18 protein-coding genes are annotated in these 18,831 nt (G+C 43.4%); 8 read left to right on the top strand and 10 right to left on the bottom strand.

The features are described from left to right. Position 1 precedes the first annotated feature (1 nt). The 4 genes from FO440_RS06520 (at position 2) to FO440_RS06505 (ending at position 2,651) form a co-directional block, all read left to right on the top strand. Positions 2–574, top strand: coding sequence for a Crp/Fnr family transcriptional regulator (locus FO440_RS06520; protein ID WP_144247401.1), 573 nt, complete (start codon positions 2–4; stop codon positions 572–574). 72 nt (positions 575–646) lie between these two features. Beyond that, the gene (locus FO440_RS06515) at positions 647–1,096 is read left to right on the top strand and encodes a carboxymuconolactone decarboxylase family protein (RefSeq protein WP_144247400.1); all 450 of its coding nucleotides are present in this window, start codon (positions 647–649) and stop codon (positions 1,094–1,096) included. Positions 1,097–1,170: 74 nt separating this feature from the next. Beyond that, positions 1,171–2,193 carry a hypothetical protein gene (locus FO440_RS06510; RefSeq protein ID WP_144247399.1) on the top strand — a complete coding sequence of 341 codons (1,023 nt, stop codon included), beginning with the start codon at positions 1,171–1,173 and terminating at the stop codon, positions 2,191–2,193. 92 nt (positions 2,194–2,285) lie between these two features. Continuing rightward, positions 2,286–2,651 carry a response regulator gene (locus FO440_RS06505; protein ID WP_144247398.1) on the top strand — a complete coding sequence of 122 codons (366 nt, stop codon included), beginning with the start codon at positions 2,286–2,288 and terminating at the stop codon, positions 2,649–2,651. A gap of 91 nt (positions 2,652–2,742) precedes the next feature. Here FO440_RS06505 and FO440_RS24335 read toward each other — a convergent pair whose 3' ends face one another. Further along, entirely contained in the window at positions 2,743–5,604 is a 2,862-nt protein-coding gene (locus FO440_RS24335) for an outer membrane beta-barrel protein (RefSeq protein WP_186292582.1), read from the bottom strand. A 273-nt stretch (positions 5,605–5,877) separates the two neighbouring features. Then, on the bottom strand, positions 5,878–6,873 hold the full coding sequence (locus FO440_RS06490; RefSeq protein ID WP_246104183.1) for a polysaccharide deacetylase family protein: 996 nt from the start codon (positions 6,871–6,873) through the stop codon (positions 5,878–5,880). 86 nt (positions 6,874–6,959) lie between these two features. On the opposite strand from FO440_RS06490, the gene FO440_RS06485 reads away from it, so the two are divergent. Continuing rightward, positions 6,960–7,676, top strand: coding sequence for a pyridoxine 5'-phosphate synthase (locus FO440_RS06485; protein WP_144247397.1), 717 nt, complete (start codon positions 6,960–6,962; stop codon positions 7,674–7,676). 42 nt (positions 7,677–7,718) lie between these two features. Here FO440_RS06485 and FO440_RS06480 read toward each other — a convergent pair whose 3' ends face one another. Further along, the gene (locus FO440_RS06480; RefSeq protein ID WP_144247396.1) at positions 7,719–8,177 is read right to left on the bottom strand and encodes an Lrp/AsnC family transcriptional regulator; all 459 of its coding nucleotides are present in this window, start codon (positions 8,175–8,177) and stop codon (positions 7,719–7,721) included. Positions 8,178–8,338: 161 nt separating this feature from the next. Between FO440_RS06480 and gcvP the strand changes: the two genes are divergently transcribed. Further along, positions 8,339–11,248, top strand: coding sequence for an aminomethyl-transferring glycine dehydrogenase (gene gcvP, locus FO440_RS06475; protein ID WP_144247395.1), 2,910 nt, complete (start codon positions 8,339–8,341; stop codon positions 11,246–11,248). Positions 11,249–11,494: 246 nt separating this feature from the next. On the opposite strand, the gene FO440_RS06470 is transcribed toward gcvP, so the two are convergent. Next, complete coding sequence (locus FO440_RS06470; RefSeq protein WP_144247394.1) at positions 11,495–12,064, bottom strand: Crp/Fnr family transcriptional regulator; 570 nt, start codon at positions 12,062–12,064, stop codon at positions 11,495–11,497. Between the two features lies 1 nt (position 12,065). Then, positions 12,066–12,419 carry a nuclear transport factor 2 family protein gene (locus tag FO440_RS06465; RefSeq protein ID WP_144247393.1) on the bottom strand — a complete coding sequence of 118 codons (354 nt, stop codon included), beginning with the start codon at positions 12,417–12,419 and terminating at the stop codon, positions 12,066–12,068. Between the two features lie 310 nt (positions 12,420–12,729). Between FO440_RS06465 and FO440_RS06460 the strand changes: the two genes are divergently transcribed. Further along, complete coding sequence (locus tag FO440_RS06460; protein ID WP_144247392.1) at positions 12,730–13,047, top strand: antibiotic biosynthesis monooxygenase family protein; 318 nt, start codon at positions 12,730–12,732, stop codon at positions 13,045–13,047. A gap of 225 nt (positions 13,048–13,272) precedes the next feature. On the opposite strand, the gene FO440_RS06455 is transcribed toward FO440_RS06460, so the two are convergent. From FO440_RS06455 to FO440_RS06435, 5 genes are read right to left on the bottom strand one after another with little or no spacing between them, the layout of a single operon-like run. Next, positions 13,273–14,292, bottom strand: a complete 1,020-nt coding sequence (locus tag FO440_RS06455; protein WP_144247391.1) for an asparaginase — start codon at positions 14,290–14,292, stop codon at positions 13,273–13,275. Positions 14,293–14,325: 33 nt separating this feature from the next. After that, positions 14,326–15,093 (bottom strand): TatD family hydrolase, encoded by a 768-nt coding sequence (locus FO440_RS06450; protein WP_144247390.1) that lies wholly within the window; start codon positions 15,091–15,093, stop codon positions 14,326–14,328. Positions 15,094–15,140: 47 nt separating this feature from the next. Then, positions 15,141–16,133, bottom strand: a complete 993-nt coding sequence (locus FO440_RS06445; protein ID WP_144247389.1) for an FKBP-type peptidyl-prolyl cis-trans isomerase — start codon at positions 16,131–16,133, stop codon at positions 15,141–15,143. A 52-nt stretch (positions 16,134–16,185) separates the two neighbouring features. Then, positions 16,186–17,154 (bottom strand): FKBP-type peptidyl-prolyl cis-trans isomerase, encoded by a 969-nt coding sequence (locus tag FO440_RS06440; protein WP_144247388.1) that lies wholly within the window; start codon positions 17,152–17,154, stop codon positions 16,186–16,188. Between the two features lie 6 nt (positions 17,155–17,160). Further along, a complete protein-coding gene (locus tag FO440_RS06435; RefSeq protein ID WP_144247387.1) occupies positions 17,161–18,171 on the bottom strand; it encodes a DHH family phosphoesterase in 1,011 nt (336 codons plus the stop codon). A 170-nt stretch (positions 18,172–18,341) separates the two neighbouring features. On the opposite strand from FO440_RS06435, the gene FO440_RS06430 reads away from it, so the two are divergent. After that, positions 18,342–18,761 carry a nucleoside-diphosphate kinase gene (locus FO440_RS06430; protein ID WP_144247386.1) on the top strand — a complete coding sequence of 140 codons (420 nt, stop codon included), beginning with the start codon at positions 18,342–18,344 and terminating at the stop codon, positions 18,759–18,761. The last annotated feature ends 70 nt before the right edge of the window (positions 18,762–18,831 follow it).

Raw genomic sequence — 18,831 nt, 5'->3', positions numbered from 1 at the left:
AATGTACACCGCCCTGCTTGAACATATGCGTAAATATGTGGTGATTAGTGATGCCGAGGCTGATCTGATCTGCAGCAGGCTTAAAATAACTACCGTTAAAAAGAAAACCTTTTTGCTTAAAGCGGGTAAAGTATGCCGGTTCAATTACTTTGTAAGTAAAGGGTTGCTGCGCTTGTACTTTATCAATAAAAAAGAGCAGGAACAAATAACGCAGTTTGGCCTTGAAGGCTGGTGGATAACCGACTATGACAGCCTTGATACCCAAAAGCCATCGCGCTTTTATATTCAGGCTATTGAGGATGCCGAGGTGATTGCCTGGAGTGTGGATGTGCAAGAAGAACTGATCAAAGCCATACCTCAATTAGATACCTATTTCAGGAAAGTGATACAGCGCGCCTATGCCGCCGCGCAGCGCAGGATAGAGTATATTTATTCTTATACTGACGAAGAACGCTATCGCAACTTTAGCCAGAACTTCCCCGGGTTTATGCAGCGTGTGCCGCAGTATATGCTGGCTTCTTACCTGGGTTTTACACCACAATTTCTGAGTAAGATCCGCGCCAAGAAGGCTTGATTTCTTAATCCTGATTAATTTTTTGAAGAGTGTTTAATGCTCAACTTTGCTTGTACAAAAACACATACAATCATGAGCAAAAGAATAAATATCCTGCAATTAGAACCCGATGCTTATAAAGCTATAATGGTTCTTGAAAACTACCTTACCAACAGCGGTATCAAAAAAACACATTGGGAATTGATAAAGATCCGCGCGTCGCAAATTAACGGCTGTGCCTATTGCCTGGACATGCATAGCCGCGAGGCCCGAAATCATGGCGAAACCGAACAGCGCATTTACGTTTTAAACGCCTGGCGCGATACTTCATTTTTTACCGAAGAGGAAAAAGCGATATTGGCACTTACCGAAGAGGTTACACAAATAAGCCACGGCGGTGTATCAGACCAAACTTACCAGCAAGCAGCAAGCGTGTTAGACGAGCACTACCTGGCCAAAGTTATTATGGCAATAACCGTGATCAACGCCTGGAACCGTATCAGCATCAGCACACGCATGGAGCCAAAAAGGGCTGAAGCATAATAATAGATAGTATGTCATTGCGGTTTGCCTGCAATGACATACTATTTTGCTAATTTTAAGCCTTAATAAGGCTTATGCGTAAAATCAGTTTATTTTTACTATTTATAACAGTAACCTTATGCGCTTATAGCCAGGTTAAATATAAAACCATTCCTTTCCCTGCCGGGATAAGCAGCGTAAATGAAGAATTTTCTGGCATGGTCTTATGGAACAACCGAGTTTACCTGGAGCCGCAATACGGCGACCATAAAGAAACCAAGCTTGACGGCGATTTTAATATTTACAGTATAGCTGCCGACAGCATTAACCGCGTGATAGCCGGTAAAGACGCCGCCCTTTCGGCTTATAGAACCTTAAAGGTTTTAAACCTGGATAAACTACCAGACTCGGTAAAAAAATATTATGAGGGTTTTGAGGCCATCACTTTCACAAAGAACCAGGTTTATCTGTCCATAGAAACTTACGACAAGTATGATTATTGTTTCCTTTTAAAAGGGTCTGTAGATACGGTTAACAACCTGATCCGTATTGACCCCAATAATTTCGTGACGCTGAAAAGGCCGCTTTATATTGAAAATGCCGGTTTTGAAAGCGTTACCTATCTGCCTAAAGAAAACAAGCTGTTGGCCATGTATGAGTTTAATGCATCTGCCAAGGGCAATACCGGCTTTTTAATTGATACAGCGTTTAAAGATCAGCCTAAAAAAATAGAAACGCCTTTTATGTATTTCAGGATAACTGATATTGCCGCCAACAATAATGACGAGGTATATGGTATAAACTACTTTTACAATGGCGATTATAACTCATACCTTGATAACGGAACAGTAAGCAAGCCCGAAGCCAACATAAAAAAAATTATACCAGGCCTGCGCGATAGTTTGAATAAAAACCCGGACTACCTGAAACATAACACCTTCGCCAGGATTGTTATGCGCCATAATTATAAAGATCTGCAATGGAAACAGGTAGCCACTTTTGATGGTTACAAGAATAACTGGGAAGGCTTAACCCTTTTTAATAAAGGTGCATTGATAGTTACAGATGCTAATCGCAGCTCAAAACAGGTATCTGTACTGGCTTATATTGAGTTTTAAGAGAAAAAATTTATTTTAAAATAAGAAAAACCGAAAACATTTGTTTTTTGTTACCGTTATATATAGCTTCACTGCAATACTTGTATACACAAATGACCGACACCAAAAGGAAGATCATCATATTTGATGATGATGAGGATATTTTATCTATTTGTAACTATATTTTAGAAGAAAAAGGATGGGAAGTATACACCTTTACAGATTGTAACACCATCACCGAGCGTGTATCCGGCATTATGCCTGACGTGATATTGATGGACAACTGGATCCCTGACGCGGGCGGCATTATTGCCACGCAAACCCTTAAAAAAACGGATACGCTAAAAAGTATCCCGGTGATCTATTTTTCGGCCAATAGCGATATTCAGTTGCTGGCCAGCCATGCGGGTGCAGAAACATACCTGGCCAAACCTTTTGACCTCGACGAACTGGAAAGAATAATAAGCACGGTTTCATAACCATTGCTTACTACATATAAAAACAGAAAACCCTGCGCCTTAACAGCGCAGGGTTTCTTTTTATAGGTAGATGTAGGTGATTAAATTATTATTATTGCGGACCGCCACCAACGCCTTTTCCACCGCCGCCGCCAAATCCGCCGCCGCCGTTGCCTCTGCCACCGCCATTGCCACCTCTGCCGCCACGCTGACGATCACCGCCGCCATATCCGCCGCCATCTGGTGATGCAGGCGGACGGCCCGCGAATTTTTGCAGCCTTAAAGCAAAGGTCAGCATAAAGTAGCGGCCAAGCCTGTTGGTATTAGTTTGTACGGTGTTGCTGCCCGTAGTAACTGTAGAGAAACCTGTGTTTTGGTTAAAGATATCGTTCACCGCAAACCGTATGGTTGCCATGTTGTCTTTCAGGAACCTGCGTTCAAGGTATGCACTTAACAAGTTAGGGTTAGTTACCGGGATATCATAACCATAGTTGTATTGCTTGCTGTAATCGTAGCTAAAGGTCCAGTTGCCAAAATAGTTTTTACCGCTCAGCCCTAAAGTTAAGCCCCTGATGTTGGTGTTTTGATTAAATGCCTGGTCTGATAAAGAGTTATTGGTTTTAGCTACAGTATAGTTTATTATTGCCTGCGCATCGATAACGTTGGTAATGTCTACCCTGAAACGTGCGTTAGGGCTAAGATTAAGTGTTTTTGCAATGTTTTTAAGCATTGGGCTGTATACATTATTACTGTCAACACTTGTTGCAAAAGCCGGGGCTATTGTGTAATTGCCTGAAACACCAAAGCCGGCGGTGTACTTACGTTCTTGCCATGGTTTTGAAAAGAACAGTTGTAACCCTGAATTTGAATAGCCGTTAGTATTTAAATAACGGGTAAGGATAGTATTTTGGTAACGGATCAGATTAGGATCTGTACTGGCCTGTAAAGCCGCCTTACTAAAATTGGTAAATGTTATTTGGTTTGACGCTACATAGTTACCTATCGACTGATAAGACAGGTTAGCAAAGAAAATATTGCCAGATGCCAAACCAAATGCACGGTAACGCGCGGATATATTATTGGTAAACTGTTGTTTTAGGTTAGGGTTACCTTCTGTTAAATACAGTTGGTTTGAAAAATCAGTTACCGGTTGCAACTGTAAAAACGTTGGCTGTGTGCTTGATCCGTTATAGTTCAGGTTGAACGACTCGTTACGTGAAAAGTTATAGTTATAATTTGCTGCCGGGATAACGTTGAAACCGGTAGAATGCGTATGCAAGCCTGTGGTGATAGATTGGCCGTCTAACACAGAGGGCTGCACGCCTATACCTAATGTGTAGTTATACTTGGGTGCTATAACACGGTAGTTTAAGCCAAATTTGTTAGTTACAAAAGTAAAATTGTAATTGTTGCTTAATAAAGCGTAGTTGTTTAAAGTATTGGCGTTTGATACCGTATCTGTTTCCTTATCATTAGATGTATAAGAATGATTAAATGCGTAATTAAACTCCAGGTAAGTTATTTTACCTAAAGGGAACAAATAAGAAACATTGGCCCCTAATGTAGTAGTGCGGTTATCGGTATTAATTTGCTGGTTAGCCGGCACGTTTGATGTACCCGCAGTATTTACCGGGTTATCATACGACGTAGTTTGAGCCGTAGTTAAATTTAAGTTGATGCTTAAATTATGACGCCGTGGGAACCTGTGGTTATACAACGCGTTAAGGCCAAATGTCGGCGATTGCGAATTGTTAAAATCAACTGTGGTATATTTTTTTGTTTCAACACCAGCGGTAGTTAAAAGCTCATTATCTACTGATGACGAGTTAGTGCTGCCATAGCTAAACGTTGGCGTTACCTTTAAATAATTTATGGTATCCGGCTTATACTCCAAATTGAAAGTAAACCTGTGATTGATGGGATTGTCTGTTGATACTTTATTAGATGTGGTGATCCTGTTTGTACCGCTGTTGCTGGTTGTACTTGTAGTTGTAGTACCGGTTGAGTTATCAGAGAAACTATAGCTGCCGTATACAGACAGGTATTTACCCCATTGGTCGCGGTAGTTGGTACCTATGGCCCGGGCATTGGTGATACCGTCTTTATTACTTACCAGGCTGCTGTTACCCTGGCCACCGCCGCCGCCTCTTTGACGTCCGCCCGGCGCACCGCCGTTATTCCCGAAATTAAAGGTATTGGTATTGATATTATTTAAATTGCCCAATACGGTTATTTGCCTGTCACCTTTAAAATTAAAGAAATTAACAGTACCTAAATAACGGTTGGCATCGTCCTGGCCGGGCAGCATATCTCGCCCATCGCCTGCGGTTGCCTGTAATGAGTAGCCGTAGTTTTTATCGGCCCTGATAGTAAAGTTCAATATTTTGTTAGGCTCGCCGGTTTTAATGCCGGTTAAGTTAGCCGCATCGCCGTAATCATCAATTACCTGTACGCTTTCCAAAATATCCGCAGGTAAATTTTTAGTAGCTGCCTGCACATCGCCACCCATATAGTCTTTACCATTGATGCGCACCTTGGTAACGTTTTTACCCTGCGATGTTACGTTGCCGTTGGCATCAACATCAAGGCCCGGGATCTTCTTTAAAACATCCTCTACGGGTGCATTGGCTCGAACCGGGTAAGCTGCTATTTTATAATCAACCGTATCTTCAGAAAATTTAACCGGGTTAATGCCAACAATTACAACTTCTTTTAATTGCTTGCTTTCGCTTTTTAAAATTACCGGCGGGATAACCAGCGTACCGGTATCGGCATTATTAAAGCTATAATGTTTAATAATACCCTGGTAACCAAAAGACGACAGGTAAAGGGTTATTTTAGACCCTTTGATATTTGAAAAGCTAAATTTACCGTCAACATCTGTTGATACCAGTGAACTATCGCCAAGGTCGGTTTTTATTTTAACAGCACTGCCGGGAAGGCTTTGCTTTGTCGAATCGATAAGGGAGCCCATTACATTATGGCCCGATTGCGCATAGCTGCTTATGCAGAAAAAAATAAGGATTAAAGGGGTAAAGAAATACTTCATAAATTTAAATAATACGCGGTTTTATCGATATAATAAAGGCTAAAAGGCTCTTTGGTACAAATGTTCAATTAATATTACGTTTAATAATTATCCTTAATAGCATTGTTACACATTTGGTTTTGATGATACCATGATTGTTACATTACAGCCTATAAACCAGTCTGCTTAGCCCTGAAGTGCGGTATTTTTACTAATGGATTAGTTGGCGCTTTCAAACTCATCGTCAACGCTTTCACGCAGATCATATAGCAGCCATTGTTTTTGCGCTATGGCCCGGGTTTTTGACCTGAGCAGGTCAATAAAATCATTCACACCAACCGGTTCATTGCCATTCCCGTGGATCAGCACGATACTACCTGCCTGCGGTTGCTGCCCTTTAGCTAACCATGCGTCTGTACCTATCGGGATCAGGCCAAAATCGGTTATCCGGTTCACCAGTTGCTGATCTGACACTAATCCGGGGAACCTGAAAAATACCGACGGCAGCAGCCCGTTCTTAAGCATGGCTTTTTCGGTTTCAAGCACTTCGTAATTAATATCCGTACCGGGCTCTAACAAAAAGTTTTCTTTAAGGGGCAGGGTTTTGCTAACGCGATGGTTAAAAGAGTGGTTAATCCAGGTGATATAGATCTCGCCTTTGCGCTCCATCTGTTTTAGCCACTCCAGGTCGCCGGGGTGCTGGCGCATCCATATGCCGGTTATAGACAGGGCTATAGGTGCAGGTTTTTCAACTTTCTGAAATTCGGAGAATATATCGGTAAAGATCTTTTTATCAAGCGGCCTGTGCGATGGGCAAAGATCGGCAGTTAAACTGATGCCGCTTTCCTTTGGCATTCCCATTTCTATCCCGGCGTCCTGCGTCATTACCGATTGTTTTTCGGCCTTGGACAAAGCCCTTTGGTAGGGTGTGCTTTTAAAAAAGCTGCGCGCTTCTTCCATGGTCATGGGTTTGATCTGGTAGTCCTTTGGCTCGTCTATCCTGGTTTCAAGAGTTTGCGGGTTTACTAACATCATGTATTGCCTGCCCGCGTTTTCGAAGCGGCGCAGCACCATCCAGTCCTGCAGGAAACGTTTGGCCCAGCCGAAATAAACCCTGTATTCGGTAATTTTTAAATAATTGGCTTGCGCATTGGCAGATAAGGTCAATGTGCATGATAGGGAAACGATCAACAGGTATTTAAAAAGGGATCTCATGATGCTGATGCAACTAAATGCAATTAAAAATGTTTGGGCAATTAATTAACTTATGGTGATATTTGAATTTTTAAGCCGATAAAAACATGACCCGATTATCTGTCAATATTAATAAAATTGCCACACTCCGTAACTCGCGTGGTGGTAATAATCCAAATTTGGTGCAGGTTGCCAAAGATTGCGAGCGTTTCGGCGCGCAGGGCATAACAGTACACCCGCGACCGGACGAGCGGCATATCCGTTACAACGACGTTTTCGAGCTTAAAAAAATTGTGACTACCGAGTTCAATATCGAAGGTAATTGCCAGGAACAAAAATTTGTGGACCTGGTATTGGCAAACAAACCCGAGCAGGTTACACTGGTGCCTGATGTGCTTGGGCAACTTACCTCAAACCATGGCTGGGATACCATTAAAAACCAGGAGTACCTGAAAGAGATCATCGCGGTGTTTAAAAATGCCGGTATCCGTGTCTCCATATTTGTCGACCCGGTTGTTGAGATGGTCGAGGCTGCAGCCACTACAGGTACAGACAGGATAGAACTGTACACCGAGGCCTACGCGCATCAATACCCGCAAGGTAAAGAGGCAGCAATTGCCCCCTTTATTAAAGCTGCAGAAGCCGCCCTTAAGGTAGGCCTAGGCATAAACGCAGGCCATGACCTTGACCTGAACAACCTAAAATATTTTGCCCAAAACATACCAAACCTTGAAGAAGTAAGCATAGGCCACGCGTTGATTTCTGATGCTTTATATTACGGGTTGGAAAATACAGTGCAGATGTATTTGAGGCAACTGGTCTAATAAATTTGTAGAGACGCGATACTTCGCGTCTCCAAACGTACATCAAATATTATAAGCATACGTCTTCTTGATTTCCTTTAGCACAAACGCGCTGTTCAATAAACCAATGTTATTGATCTTTGATAATTTGTAGCGGATAAAATCATGATACTCGTCAATACTGCCTACGTTTATCTTGAGTAAAAAGTCTATCTGCCCGGCAATGTGGTAGCACTCCTGTACTTCGTCAAGTTTTAAGATCTCTTCTTCAAATTTATCTATGTATTCCTCATGGTAACGCATCGAAACTTGGCAGTAGCTGGTAAAGGGTTTATTGACCAGGTTTTTATCTAAAATGGCCACATATTCCTTAATAAATTTCATGTTTTCAAGTCGCTTTATGCGCTCATAAACAGGCGATATGGTAAGATTAAGCTTTGAGGCTAATTCTTTCGTGGTGATTTTGGCGTTTTTCTGCAATTCGCGCAAAATGCTTTTATCAATTTCATCTAAAGTTTCCATCAGGATAATTTTTCTGCTTTTATTAATGAATGCCTGTGTATTAAGATTTTTTTTATAAAAATATAAACTTTTACAGAAAAATTTACCAATATAAATGTCTATCTGTAATAAAAAATCTTTATTTAGTAACTTTGGCAGGGATAATTATTAAGGAGGCAGGCATGAAATTAAACACCAAGTACGAAGAGAAATTTGAGGGCAGGCACATTGCGCCCGGCGATGCGGATACCGCAGAAATGCTTAAAGCTACAGGCGTTGACACCCTTGACGAACTGATAGCGCAAACAGTACCGGCAAAGATCAGGTTAAAAAAACCACTGAACCTGCCGGCCGCCAAAAGCGAGTTTAATTACCTTAAAGATCTAAAAGAAACCGCTTCAAAAAATAAAGTTTTCCGCAGCTATATTGGCCAGGGATATTATGATGTAATTGTGCCGGGCGTTATCCAACGCAATATTTTAGAGAATCCCGGATGGTACACGCAGTACACTCCCTATCAGGCAGAGATAGCGCAGGGCCGTTTACAGGCACTGTTAAACTTCCAGACCATGGTTGTCGATTTAACCGGGATGGAAATTGCCAACGCCTCGTTGTTAGACGAAGGTACCGCGGCTGCCGAAGCCATGTTTATGCAGTACACGCTGCGTAAAAAAGAAGATGCAAAAACCTTCTTCGTATCAGAAGAAGTTTTCCCGCAAACTATAGATATTTTAAAAACCCGGGCACAGCCTTACGGCATTACCCTGCAAATTGGCGATCACCGTACGGTTGAACTGACTGACGATATGTTTGGCGCCATTATACAATACCCTGCCGGCAACGGACAGGTTTATAACTATACCGGCTTTGTAGCCAAAGGTCATGAAAAAGGTATCAAAACCACGGTTGTAGCCGACATTATGAGCCTGGTGCTACTAACGCCTCCGGGCGAGTGGGGTGCCGATATCGTGGTAGGTTCAACCCAGCGTTTTGGTGTACCAATGGGCTTTGGCGGTCCGCATGCTGCTTATTTTGCTACAAAAGAAGAGTACAAACGCTCTATCCCGGGCCGTATCATAGGGGTTACTATTGACAGCGCGGGCAATTACGCTCTGCGCATGGCGCTACAAACCCGCGAGCAGCATATCCGTAGGGATAAAGCTACCTCAAACATTTGTACCGCGCAGGCATTACTGGCTATTATGGCCGGTATGTATTCGGTTTATCATGGTCCGCAAGGCTTAAAACTGATAGCGGAACGTGTGCATGGCTTGGCTATTTTGTTAAGCCAAAGTTTAGAGGGCTTAGGTTACAAACAGCTTAACGACAATTATTTTGATACCGTTAAGTTTGACTTGGGCGATCTGGTTGGCCCTATCCACTCAGAAGCGTTAAATAACGAGGTTAACTTAAATTATAACGGATCAATAGTAACCATCTCTGTAGATGAAACCACATCGCCGGAGGATATAAAAACACTGGTACGCCTGTTTGCCAAAGTAAAAGGCAAAACCATTAATGACGTTGATTTTGATGGATTACAGGCTAATATTACTACCGTTATCCCTGCCGACCTGCAACGTACATCAGCGTATTTAACACATGCTATATTTAACACGCACCATTCAGAACATGAAATGCTGCGTTATATCAAATCTTTAGAAACTAAAGATCTGTCGCTTTGCCACTCGATGATAGCCTTAGGTTCATGTACCATGAAACTAAATGCTACTACCGAAATGGTACCTGTTACCTGGGCCGAGTTTAGCCGCATGCACCCATTTGCACCAACCGACCAAACAGGCGGTTACATGCAATTGTTTGATGAGCTGAACCGCTGGTTAAGTGAGATCACCGGTTTTGCGGCCATGAGCCTGCAGCCAAACGCTGGTGCGCAGGGCGAGTATGCCGGTTTAATGGTTATCCGCGCTTATCATCATGACCGCGGCGACCATCACCGAAATATCGTATTGATCCCTTCATCTGCACATGGTACTAACCCTGCATCGGCAGCTATGGCCGGCATGAAGATCATTGTTGTTAAATGCGATGACAATGGTAACATTGACGTAGCCGATTTGAAAGCTAAAGCTGACGAACATAAAGACGATCTTTCATGCCTGATGGTGACCTACCCGTCAACCCATGGTGTGTTTGAAGAATCTATCATTGATATCTGCCAGATCATTCATGATAATGGCGGCCAGGTATATATGGACGGCGCGAATATGAACGCGCAGGTTGGTTTAACCAGCCCGGCAACTATCGGGGCCGACGTTTGCCACTTAAACCTGCATAAAACATTTTGTATCCCTCACGGTGGCGGCGGCCCGGGTATGGGCCCTATCGGCGTAGCCAAACACCTGGTACCTTATTTACCTGGACATGCCGTGGTTGATATTGATAATGGTAAAGCTATCCACGCGGTATCGGCAGCGCCATGGGGATCTGCCTCTATCCTGATCATATCGCACGCTTATATTGCCATGATGGGTCCTGATGGTTTAACCAACGCTACCCGTTATGCCATATTAAATGCCAACTATATTAAAGCACGCTTAGAAAACCATTACCCGGTGTTATATACCGGATCGCATGGCCGTTGCGCGCACGAAATGATATTGGATTGTCGCTCGTTTAAATCAGCAGGTATTGAGGTGGTTGATATTGCCAAACGCTTAATGGACTATGGTTTCCACGCGCCGACAGTATCGTTCCCGGTTGCGGGCACGGTAATGGTTGAGCCGACCGAGTCTGAGCCTAAGCATGAGCTTGACCGCTTCTGCGATGCCATGATAGCTATCCGTAAAGAAATTGCCGCAATAGAAAAAGGCGAGTCGGACAAAACAGATAACCCGCTTAAAAACGCGCCACACACGGTTGCAACCGTAACCGGCAATGAGTGGGAGCGCCCATACAGCCGCCAAAAAGCAGCCTTCCCGCTGCCTTATGTGGCCGCTTACAAATTCTGGCCATCAGTAGGTCGGGTTAATGATACCTACGGCGATAGGACGCTGATCTGTTCATGCCCGCCATTAACCGAATACGAGTTTGAAGAAACAGAAGTAACCACGCCGGAATACGGAACGTGATTTTTGATGTGCATCCCGATAGCTATCGGGAGCGTGGATATGCAAATGTGCGGATGGAATAATTGATAAAGGCTGATGATTGGATGATCATCAGCCTTTTTGTTCATACACCCCCTCACTACCACGTCATCGCGAGCGTAGTGTGGCGATCTCTACACGATAGGTCTACAGTTTACCTGTCGCGCAGAGATCGCCACACTCGTACCTCGTTCGCGATGACGCTCGGGGTATTGCTACACAAGCTACTTATTTCTTTTTCCGTATAATACTTAAAAATACCGGCGTTATACCCAGGTAAGCCGCGATGTGCTTTTGGGCTATGCGCTGTTCTAATTTAGGGTACAGTTTCCGGAACATGGCATAACGTTCTTCGGCAGAGCGGGACAGGTTGGCATTGATACGCCGCTGGAATAAATTAAATCCATTTTGCGTCAGGATCCTGAAAAAGCGTTCTAACTTGGGTATTTCTATATACAATTCTTCCAGGTCCGCGTAGCGCAAATAAAATACTTCCGTTTCTTCAAGGGCGCTAATGGCATAAAAGGATGGGGCCTGGCCTGAAAAACTGGCAATATCAACAGCCCACCAGTTTTCAGGGCAAAACAGGATGTTATGTTCGCCGCCTTCCTTATCACGGTTAAAGATCCGCAGGCAGCCGGAGTGCACAAAATAAATATTCCGGCAAACCTCGCCTGCGGATAATAGAACCGCGTTCTTTTTAACTGTTTTTTGCTGCAATCTGGTGCAAATAATAGCTGTTTCGGCGCTGTTAAGCGCAATATGCATGGCAAAATTGGCGAGAATGGATTCAAACATTTTACAAGTTAAAGAAACTTACCAAACGTGTGATCTGAAATTTATCATTAAACTCAAAATAGTCAAACCCATCCCTGGCGCCTTCCGGAAATTGCCCCTGCCAGTTATACCGGCCAACGTGGTGGTGGTAGTCGGGCTGGGTCAGTATTTTAAAGGTGCGGCTTGGGATCATTTCAAGCGATTTCTGGGCCAGGCCTGAAATGCCATCTACGCCTTTTATCAATTCAAAATTAGGGTCGGTGTACAGGGCTTCGGGTGCCCAACACTCTGCGAACGCGGTTTTATAGGCCGCCAAACTTTGCTCATTCCATGCGGATACGTACCGCTCAATCATTTCTTCAACTGATGTGATCATTTTCTTATGTTTTAATGTATAGCAAAGAAACCGGGTCACAGCCGTAATAAAATTAAAGTAGTTTAATAAATCAAAAAAGGTTGGAAGCCCCTACAGCATTTAAACCATGCGTCATCGCGAGCGTAGCGTGGCGATCTCTACACGATAGGTTATGGGCTATCTATCGCGTAGAGATCGCCACACTCGTACCCTGCCCACCGGCAGGCGGGCTCGTTCGCGATGACGCCGGGACAGAAAGGAAGTGATTATCGTAACTATTCATAAAATAATTCTAAATCCGCACATTTGCATAACACTTATACATCAAACAATGATAGCCCAAACCCCGAAGTCACCCTATTACGCCGTAATATTTACTTCTATCCGCACTGAAGGCGACAATGGCTATGCCGCCATGGACGATGCGATGGACGAACTGGCCAAACAGCAGGAAGGTTATTTGGGCATCGAATCGGCCCGAAATGAGATCGGTATTACGATTTCTTACTGGCAATCATTAGAAGCCATTCGTAACTGGAAAGCCAATGCCGACCACCTGATGGCACAAAAATATGGTCGCGAAAAATGGTATAGCAGCTATAAAGTGAGGATCTGTAAGGTGGAGCGTGATTACGGGTTTGGAGGGTAGCTCAAACAAAATGATTTAGCTGATCTTTTTCCAGTCTCCGCTGGATGGAGTGACGTGCCAAATTCGCCTAAAATTTATAAAAAGGTGTATCAAACTGTATCATGAAGTCCGAGGTTGGAAATTAACTGATTTATTACCAGCGTATTGCAAAAACAGGTGTACCAAATATTCCAACTGTTACACACTCGCCGTGGTACACCATGAGTGGGTAGGCAAACATCACGTTTATGATACCGTCAGCTCACCCCGCAGATCAACCTCTAACAAGCGCTTTACTTCTTTAGGATCATCTAACTGGCCAAGCAGGTACATCATCTTGGTTACGGCTGCTTCAAAGGTCATATCGTAACCATTGGCTACACCGATGTCTTTTAGTTGCTTGCTGGTTTCGTAACGGCCCAGCTCTACGGTGCCCACCTTACATTGCGAGATATCCAGGATCACCTTGCCGCTGTCTATGGCATCTTTTAGCAGGTCAATAAACCATTGGTCGGTTGTGGTGTTGCCGGCGCCGAATGTTTCCATTACTATGCCGCGCACATCGGCATTCAAGGTTGCCGCCACTACCGTAGGGCTGATGCCCGGGTACAGCTTCAACACCGCTACCTCGTTCACCAGGTTTTTATGCAGCACAAATGGTTCTTCGCCGGGGCGCCTGATATCATTTACACTAAAGCGCAGGTGTACCCCCGACTCGGCCAGTATAGGGTAATTAGGAGACCGGAAGGCCTCAAATTTGGATGAGTTGTATTTGAACGAGCGGTTGCCCCTGAAAAGCTTGTAATCAAAGTATATACAAACCTCGGGCACGCGCGCACGGTCGTTCTTCTTGGCATTGGCTATCTCTATGGCGGTCATCAGGTTTTCCTTGGCATCCGTACGGATGGCGCTGATAGGCAATTGCGACCCGGTAAAGATCACCGGCTTGGCCAGGTTCTCCAACATAAAGCTTAATGCCGACGCGGTGTAGGCCATGGTATCAGAGCCATGAAGGATCACAAAGCCGTCAACATCGTCATAGTGCGATTCGATCAAACCGGCCAGCTCGCTCCAGATCTCAGGGTTCATATTTGACGAATCGATGATCTCTTCGAACGAGTGCACTTTAATTTTACAGTTAAGCTTTTCCAGTTCGGGCACGTTATCCATTATTTGCTCAAAGTTTATAGGCTTGAGCACTTTGGTTACAGGATCGGACATCATGCCAATTGTACCACCGGTATAGATGATGAGTATCTGGCTCATTAAATCAGAATTATACGATAATTAAATTTATCCTCACACACCAAATATTTGTTTGGAATTGGCGGTTGTTATATTGGCTACTGTTTGTATATCTGTTTGATATAGGTCTGCTACTTTTTGAGCAACATAGATCAAATAAGAACTCTCATTGGGTTTCCCCCTGTGCGGAACGGGTGAAAGATACGGAGAATCTGTTTCTAAAACGATATGGCTTAAATCAAATTGGGGTAAAATTTTATCAAGCCCGCCATTTTTATAAGTAACTACGCCGCCAATCCCCAGGTAAAACCCAAGGTTAATGGCGCGTTGCGCCTGCTCGGCATTGCCGGTAAAGCAATGGAATATGCCATGCAGGTCGTCGTCATTTTCCTGCTCCAGTACCTCAAACACCTCGTCAAAAGCTTCGCGGCAATGGATCACAATGGGCAGCTTTAAGGACTTTGCCCAGTTGATCTGCTGCCTAAAGGCTTCAACCTGTATGGCTAAAGTGGTTTTGTCCCAATACAGGTCGATCCCGATCTCGCCAATGGCATATATGGTATGATCTTTTTTACTGTCGCGGATAATGGCCAGCTCTTCTTCCCAGCCATCCTTAACTGAACAAGGGTGCATCCCCAGCATGGGGAAACACATCTCCGGATATTCTTTTACCAGGTCAAAAACCTGCGGTACTGACGCGGCATCAACATTTGGCAGGAACAGGCGCTTGACATCATTATCCAGGCAGCGCTGTATCAGTGCGGCCCGTTTTTCATTATCCTGTTGGTAATATAAGTGTGTATGCGTGTCAGTTAATATCATCCTGCAAAATTAAAAAAGCCTTTCGGTATAATCGAAAGGCTTTCTCCTTATTGTTTCTTTTTGGTTGTGACCGATTTTTTAACGGTGGTTGTTTTCTTTACCGTTGTTGACGGTGCGACTGTCGGCGCATGCTTAACCCGTATCACTTTTACCAGCTCAACATCAAATATTAAAGTGCTGAACGGTGGAAGATCAGGGCCTGACTGCCTCTCGCCATAGGCCAATTTTGATGGGATGATAAACGTGGCTTTTGAACCCTCATTCAATAAAAGCAAACCTTCTTCCCAACCCGGGATAACACCTTGTGCGCCAAGCGCAAATTTAATAGGCTCATAAACACGGCCGGGCTGTTGCAGGTTAGCTTCTTTTGCTGCAGTTTCAATACTTGAGTCGAATACTTTACCATCTAGCCTGCGGCCAACGTAATTTACGAAAACGGTATCGCCGGCAAGCGGTTTAGGTTTAAGGCTTGGTTGGGTGATCTTATATTTTAATCCTGATGGCGTTGTTTTTACTATCAGTTTATTGTCGGCTACGTATTTATCAATGATGCCTGATTCTTCGGCTTGCTTTTTAACGACTGCTTCTTTTTCTGCCGCCATAGCCTTGTCTCTATCGGCCATAGCTTCGGCTAATGACTGCACTTTTTCAATCTTCATAATAAACAGCAGGTTACTGCCTTTTGGGAAAAACGGCGGGCGCTTGTCTTCCTGATCCTTAAAAATCGAATCGGTCGGAATACGGATGATGGCACTATCCTTAACGGTCATCAACTGCAATACTTCCATCATCGGGTCGCCGGTTTGTTGCACTTGCCTTTGTGCCGGCTTCCCTGCTTCAAAACTGCTGTAAAGAACAGAATCCTTATCTGTTTTTTGGATCACGTTAAAAGTAACCACATCGCCTACTTTAATCCTGTCTCCGGTGTTATGGGTAAGCAATTTATACTGTGTGCCCTGCGGGCTGCGTTGAAAATCGTCCTGCGCGCTGGCCTTTAAAGCAAACGCGGCAACTAAAATAAATAAAAGGTATTTTTTCATAATTAAAAAGCCTTCCCTGTTTAGGGGAAGGCTGTATTTGGTTAATCGTAATTTACTTTTTAGCTGTAGGCGCCGGAGCCGCAGGCAATGCCGGTGCTACCGCCGCCGGTGTTTTTGGATGTATAACATCTACTACTTCGATATCAAATGTAATAGGTGCAAACGGACCTATCGGGCCATAGCCTTGTGGCCCGTAAGCCATTTTTGAAGGTATAACAAAAGTAGCTTTAGCACCTTTGTTTAACAACAATAAACCTTCATCCCAACCCTGGATAACTCTTTTCATACCAACAACAAGGTGTATAGGTATAAATTGCCTTTGAGCCATGTTGGTTAACTTAGCTTTTTCTGCAACTTCTTTAACGTTGCTGTCAAACACTTTACCGTTAAGTAATGAGCCGGTGTAGTTTACAACGGCAGTGTCGCCAACGGCAATGTTTGCTCCGGTACCCGGCTTGTTAATAACGTAGTATAAACCAGAGTCGGTTTTGTTTAAGTTAAGCTTTTTGCTGTCAATGTATTGTTTGATCTTAGCTGGCTCTGCATCTTTTTGCGCATCCATTAAGCCTTTCATGTATTTTTGTATCGTGCTTTGAAACACAGGCTCGCTCATTGTTCCTTTAGGGATCAATTTAACCACCTTTAAATCATAAATTACGTATTTACCTTTAAATGTTGGTGGTTTTGGGGTTTTTTTGAATATGCTGTCGGCAGAGATCTTTACAGTTGCGCTATCGCCTTCAGCCAATAGTTTTATGGCGTCAAAAACATCACCTTTAAACTGTGGTTTTGGCAAAAGCATTGGAGTAGGGCGGCCTTGCTCATAGGTGCTTAACAATACAGAATCGGCATCGCTTTTTATAACCAGGTTTAACAACATAAAGTCGCCTTCTTTTACTTTAGGGCCAGATTTGTCTGTATAGATATTATAGAGCATTCCGTTATCACCCTTCTTGTATCCACCATTACAACTTGCCAATCCTAACGCAGCAAGCCCTAAAAACATTAGATTTTTTTTCATTTTTTATTATTGAATTAATAGTTTTTTATATTCAGGTAAAATTAGTTTTAATTGATTTACAACCTCTTGCAACGGCGCGGACGAAACCCCTCCTGCCGCATTTCTGTGGCCGCCGCCGCTAAAATACAATTTACAAATCTCATTTGCAGGAAAATCGCCCTTAGAGCGTAAGGAAAGTTTTACTTTGTCCGGCCGCTCAACAATAAATGCCGCTAAACGTATACTGGCGATGGATAATGCATAGTTAACTATCCCCTCTGTATCGCCCGTATTAACGTCGTATTTTTCTAAATCGTGTTTATTAACAGTAATAATTGCCGTATTAAATTCAGGCAGCACCTCTAAACAGTTAGATAAGCAATGGCCTAAAAACCGCAAACGGTTTTCTGAGGCGCTGTTATATACCAGTTCATGAATGCGCCAGTTAACAGCGCCGGCGTCAATCAGGTCGGCAACCACGCGGTGCACTGCAGACGTGGTATTAGGTAGCCTGAATGATGCCGAATCGGTCATGATACCGGTATACAAACAGGTAGCTACATCTTTATTGATCAGTTTTTTGTTATCAAGAACATCAACAATGAAGCTGTACACCAATTGTGCGGCCGCGCAAGCGTTAATATCCCAATGGCGGTAATCATCAAAATCCTCAGGTTCGAGGTGATGATCTATCATTATTTTATAGGCTTTGGCCGTACGCACCAGTTCGCCCATTTCATTAATGCGGCTCAGGTTGTTAAAGTCAAGGCAAAAGATCAGATCTGCATCAGCAATTAAAGCCGCAGACTGATCGGTTTTTTCTGTGTAGATAATTACTTCGGCATTGCCCGGCATCCAGCTTAAAAAGTCTGGATAATCCGTTGGTGTAATTACTGTTGTATGATGGCCCTGCTGTATCAAATAGTTGTATAAACCTAATGACGAACCCATAGCATCACCATCGGGTTTATGATGGGTAGTAATGACTATTTTTTTGGGGTGAGCTAATAGATTATTAAGCGAGGTTATATCTAACATCAATTTTTTTAAAAAAGAGTTGCAAAGCTATACAAATAAATATTAAAGCATTCATAATTAGTTAAAAAAGCTTTACCGTTCGGTTGCAAAACCCTACTTTTGCAGAATTATATACAAAAGGTAGATTTTACAGGTGTCTTAACAGGCCATCTGCCTCAATTTAAACACAAATGGCAAGTAATAGAACATTTACAATGATTAAACCCGATGCAGTTGCCAATGGCCACATCGGTGCAATTTTAGACAAGATCACAAAAAGCGGCTTTAAAATAGTTGCATTAAAATTAACCGCGCTTACTAAAGAAAAAGCAGGCGAGTTTTATGCTGTACACAAAGAGCGTGGTTTTTATAACGACCTGGTTGCCTTTATGTCATCAGGCCCCATTGTAGCCGCTATTTTAGAAAAAGATAATGCTGTTGAAGATTTCCGTAAATTGATCGGTGCTACAGACCCAACCAAGGCTGAAGTCGGAACCATTCGTAACCTGTTTGCAAAATCAATCGAAGCAAACGCGGTTCACGGGTCAGATTCTGACGAGAATGCAGAGATAGAAGGTAACTTCTACTTTTCAGCTTTCGAAAGAGTTTAATTAAACTCCGCAGATATATAAAAAGTTTCTGATAGCCTGTTAACTAATAGGCTGCCAGAAACTTTTTTTA

Source organism: Mucilaginibacter corticis (assembly GCF_007558865.1).
Classification (GTDB): domain Bacteria; phylum Bacteroidota; class Bacteroidia; order Sphingobacteriales; family Sphingobacteriaceae; genus Mucilaginibacter; species Mucilaginibacter corticis.
Note: the sequence above shows the minus strand (reverse complement) of the source record. Positions and strands in the feature narration are given on the sequence as shown.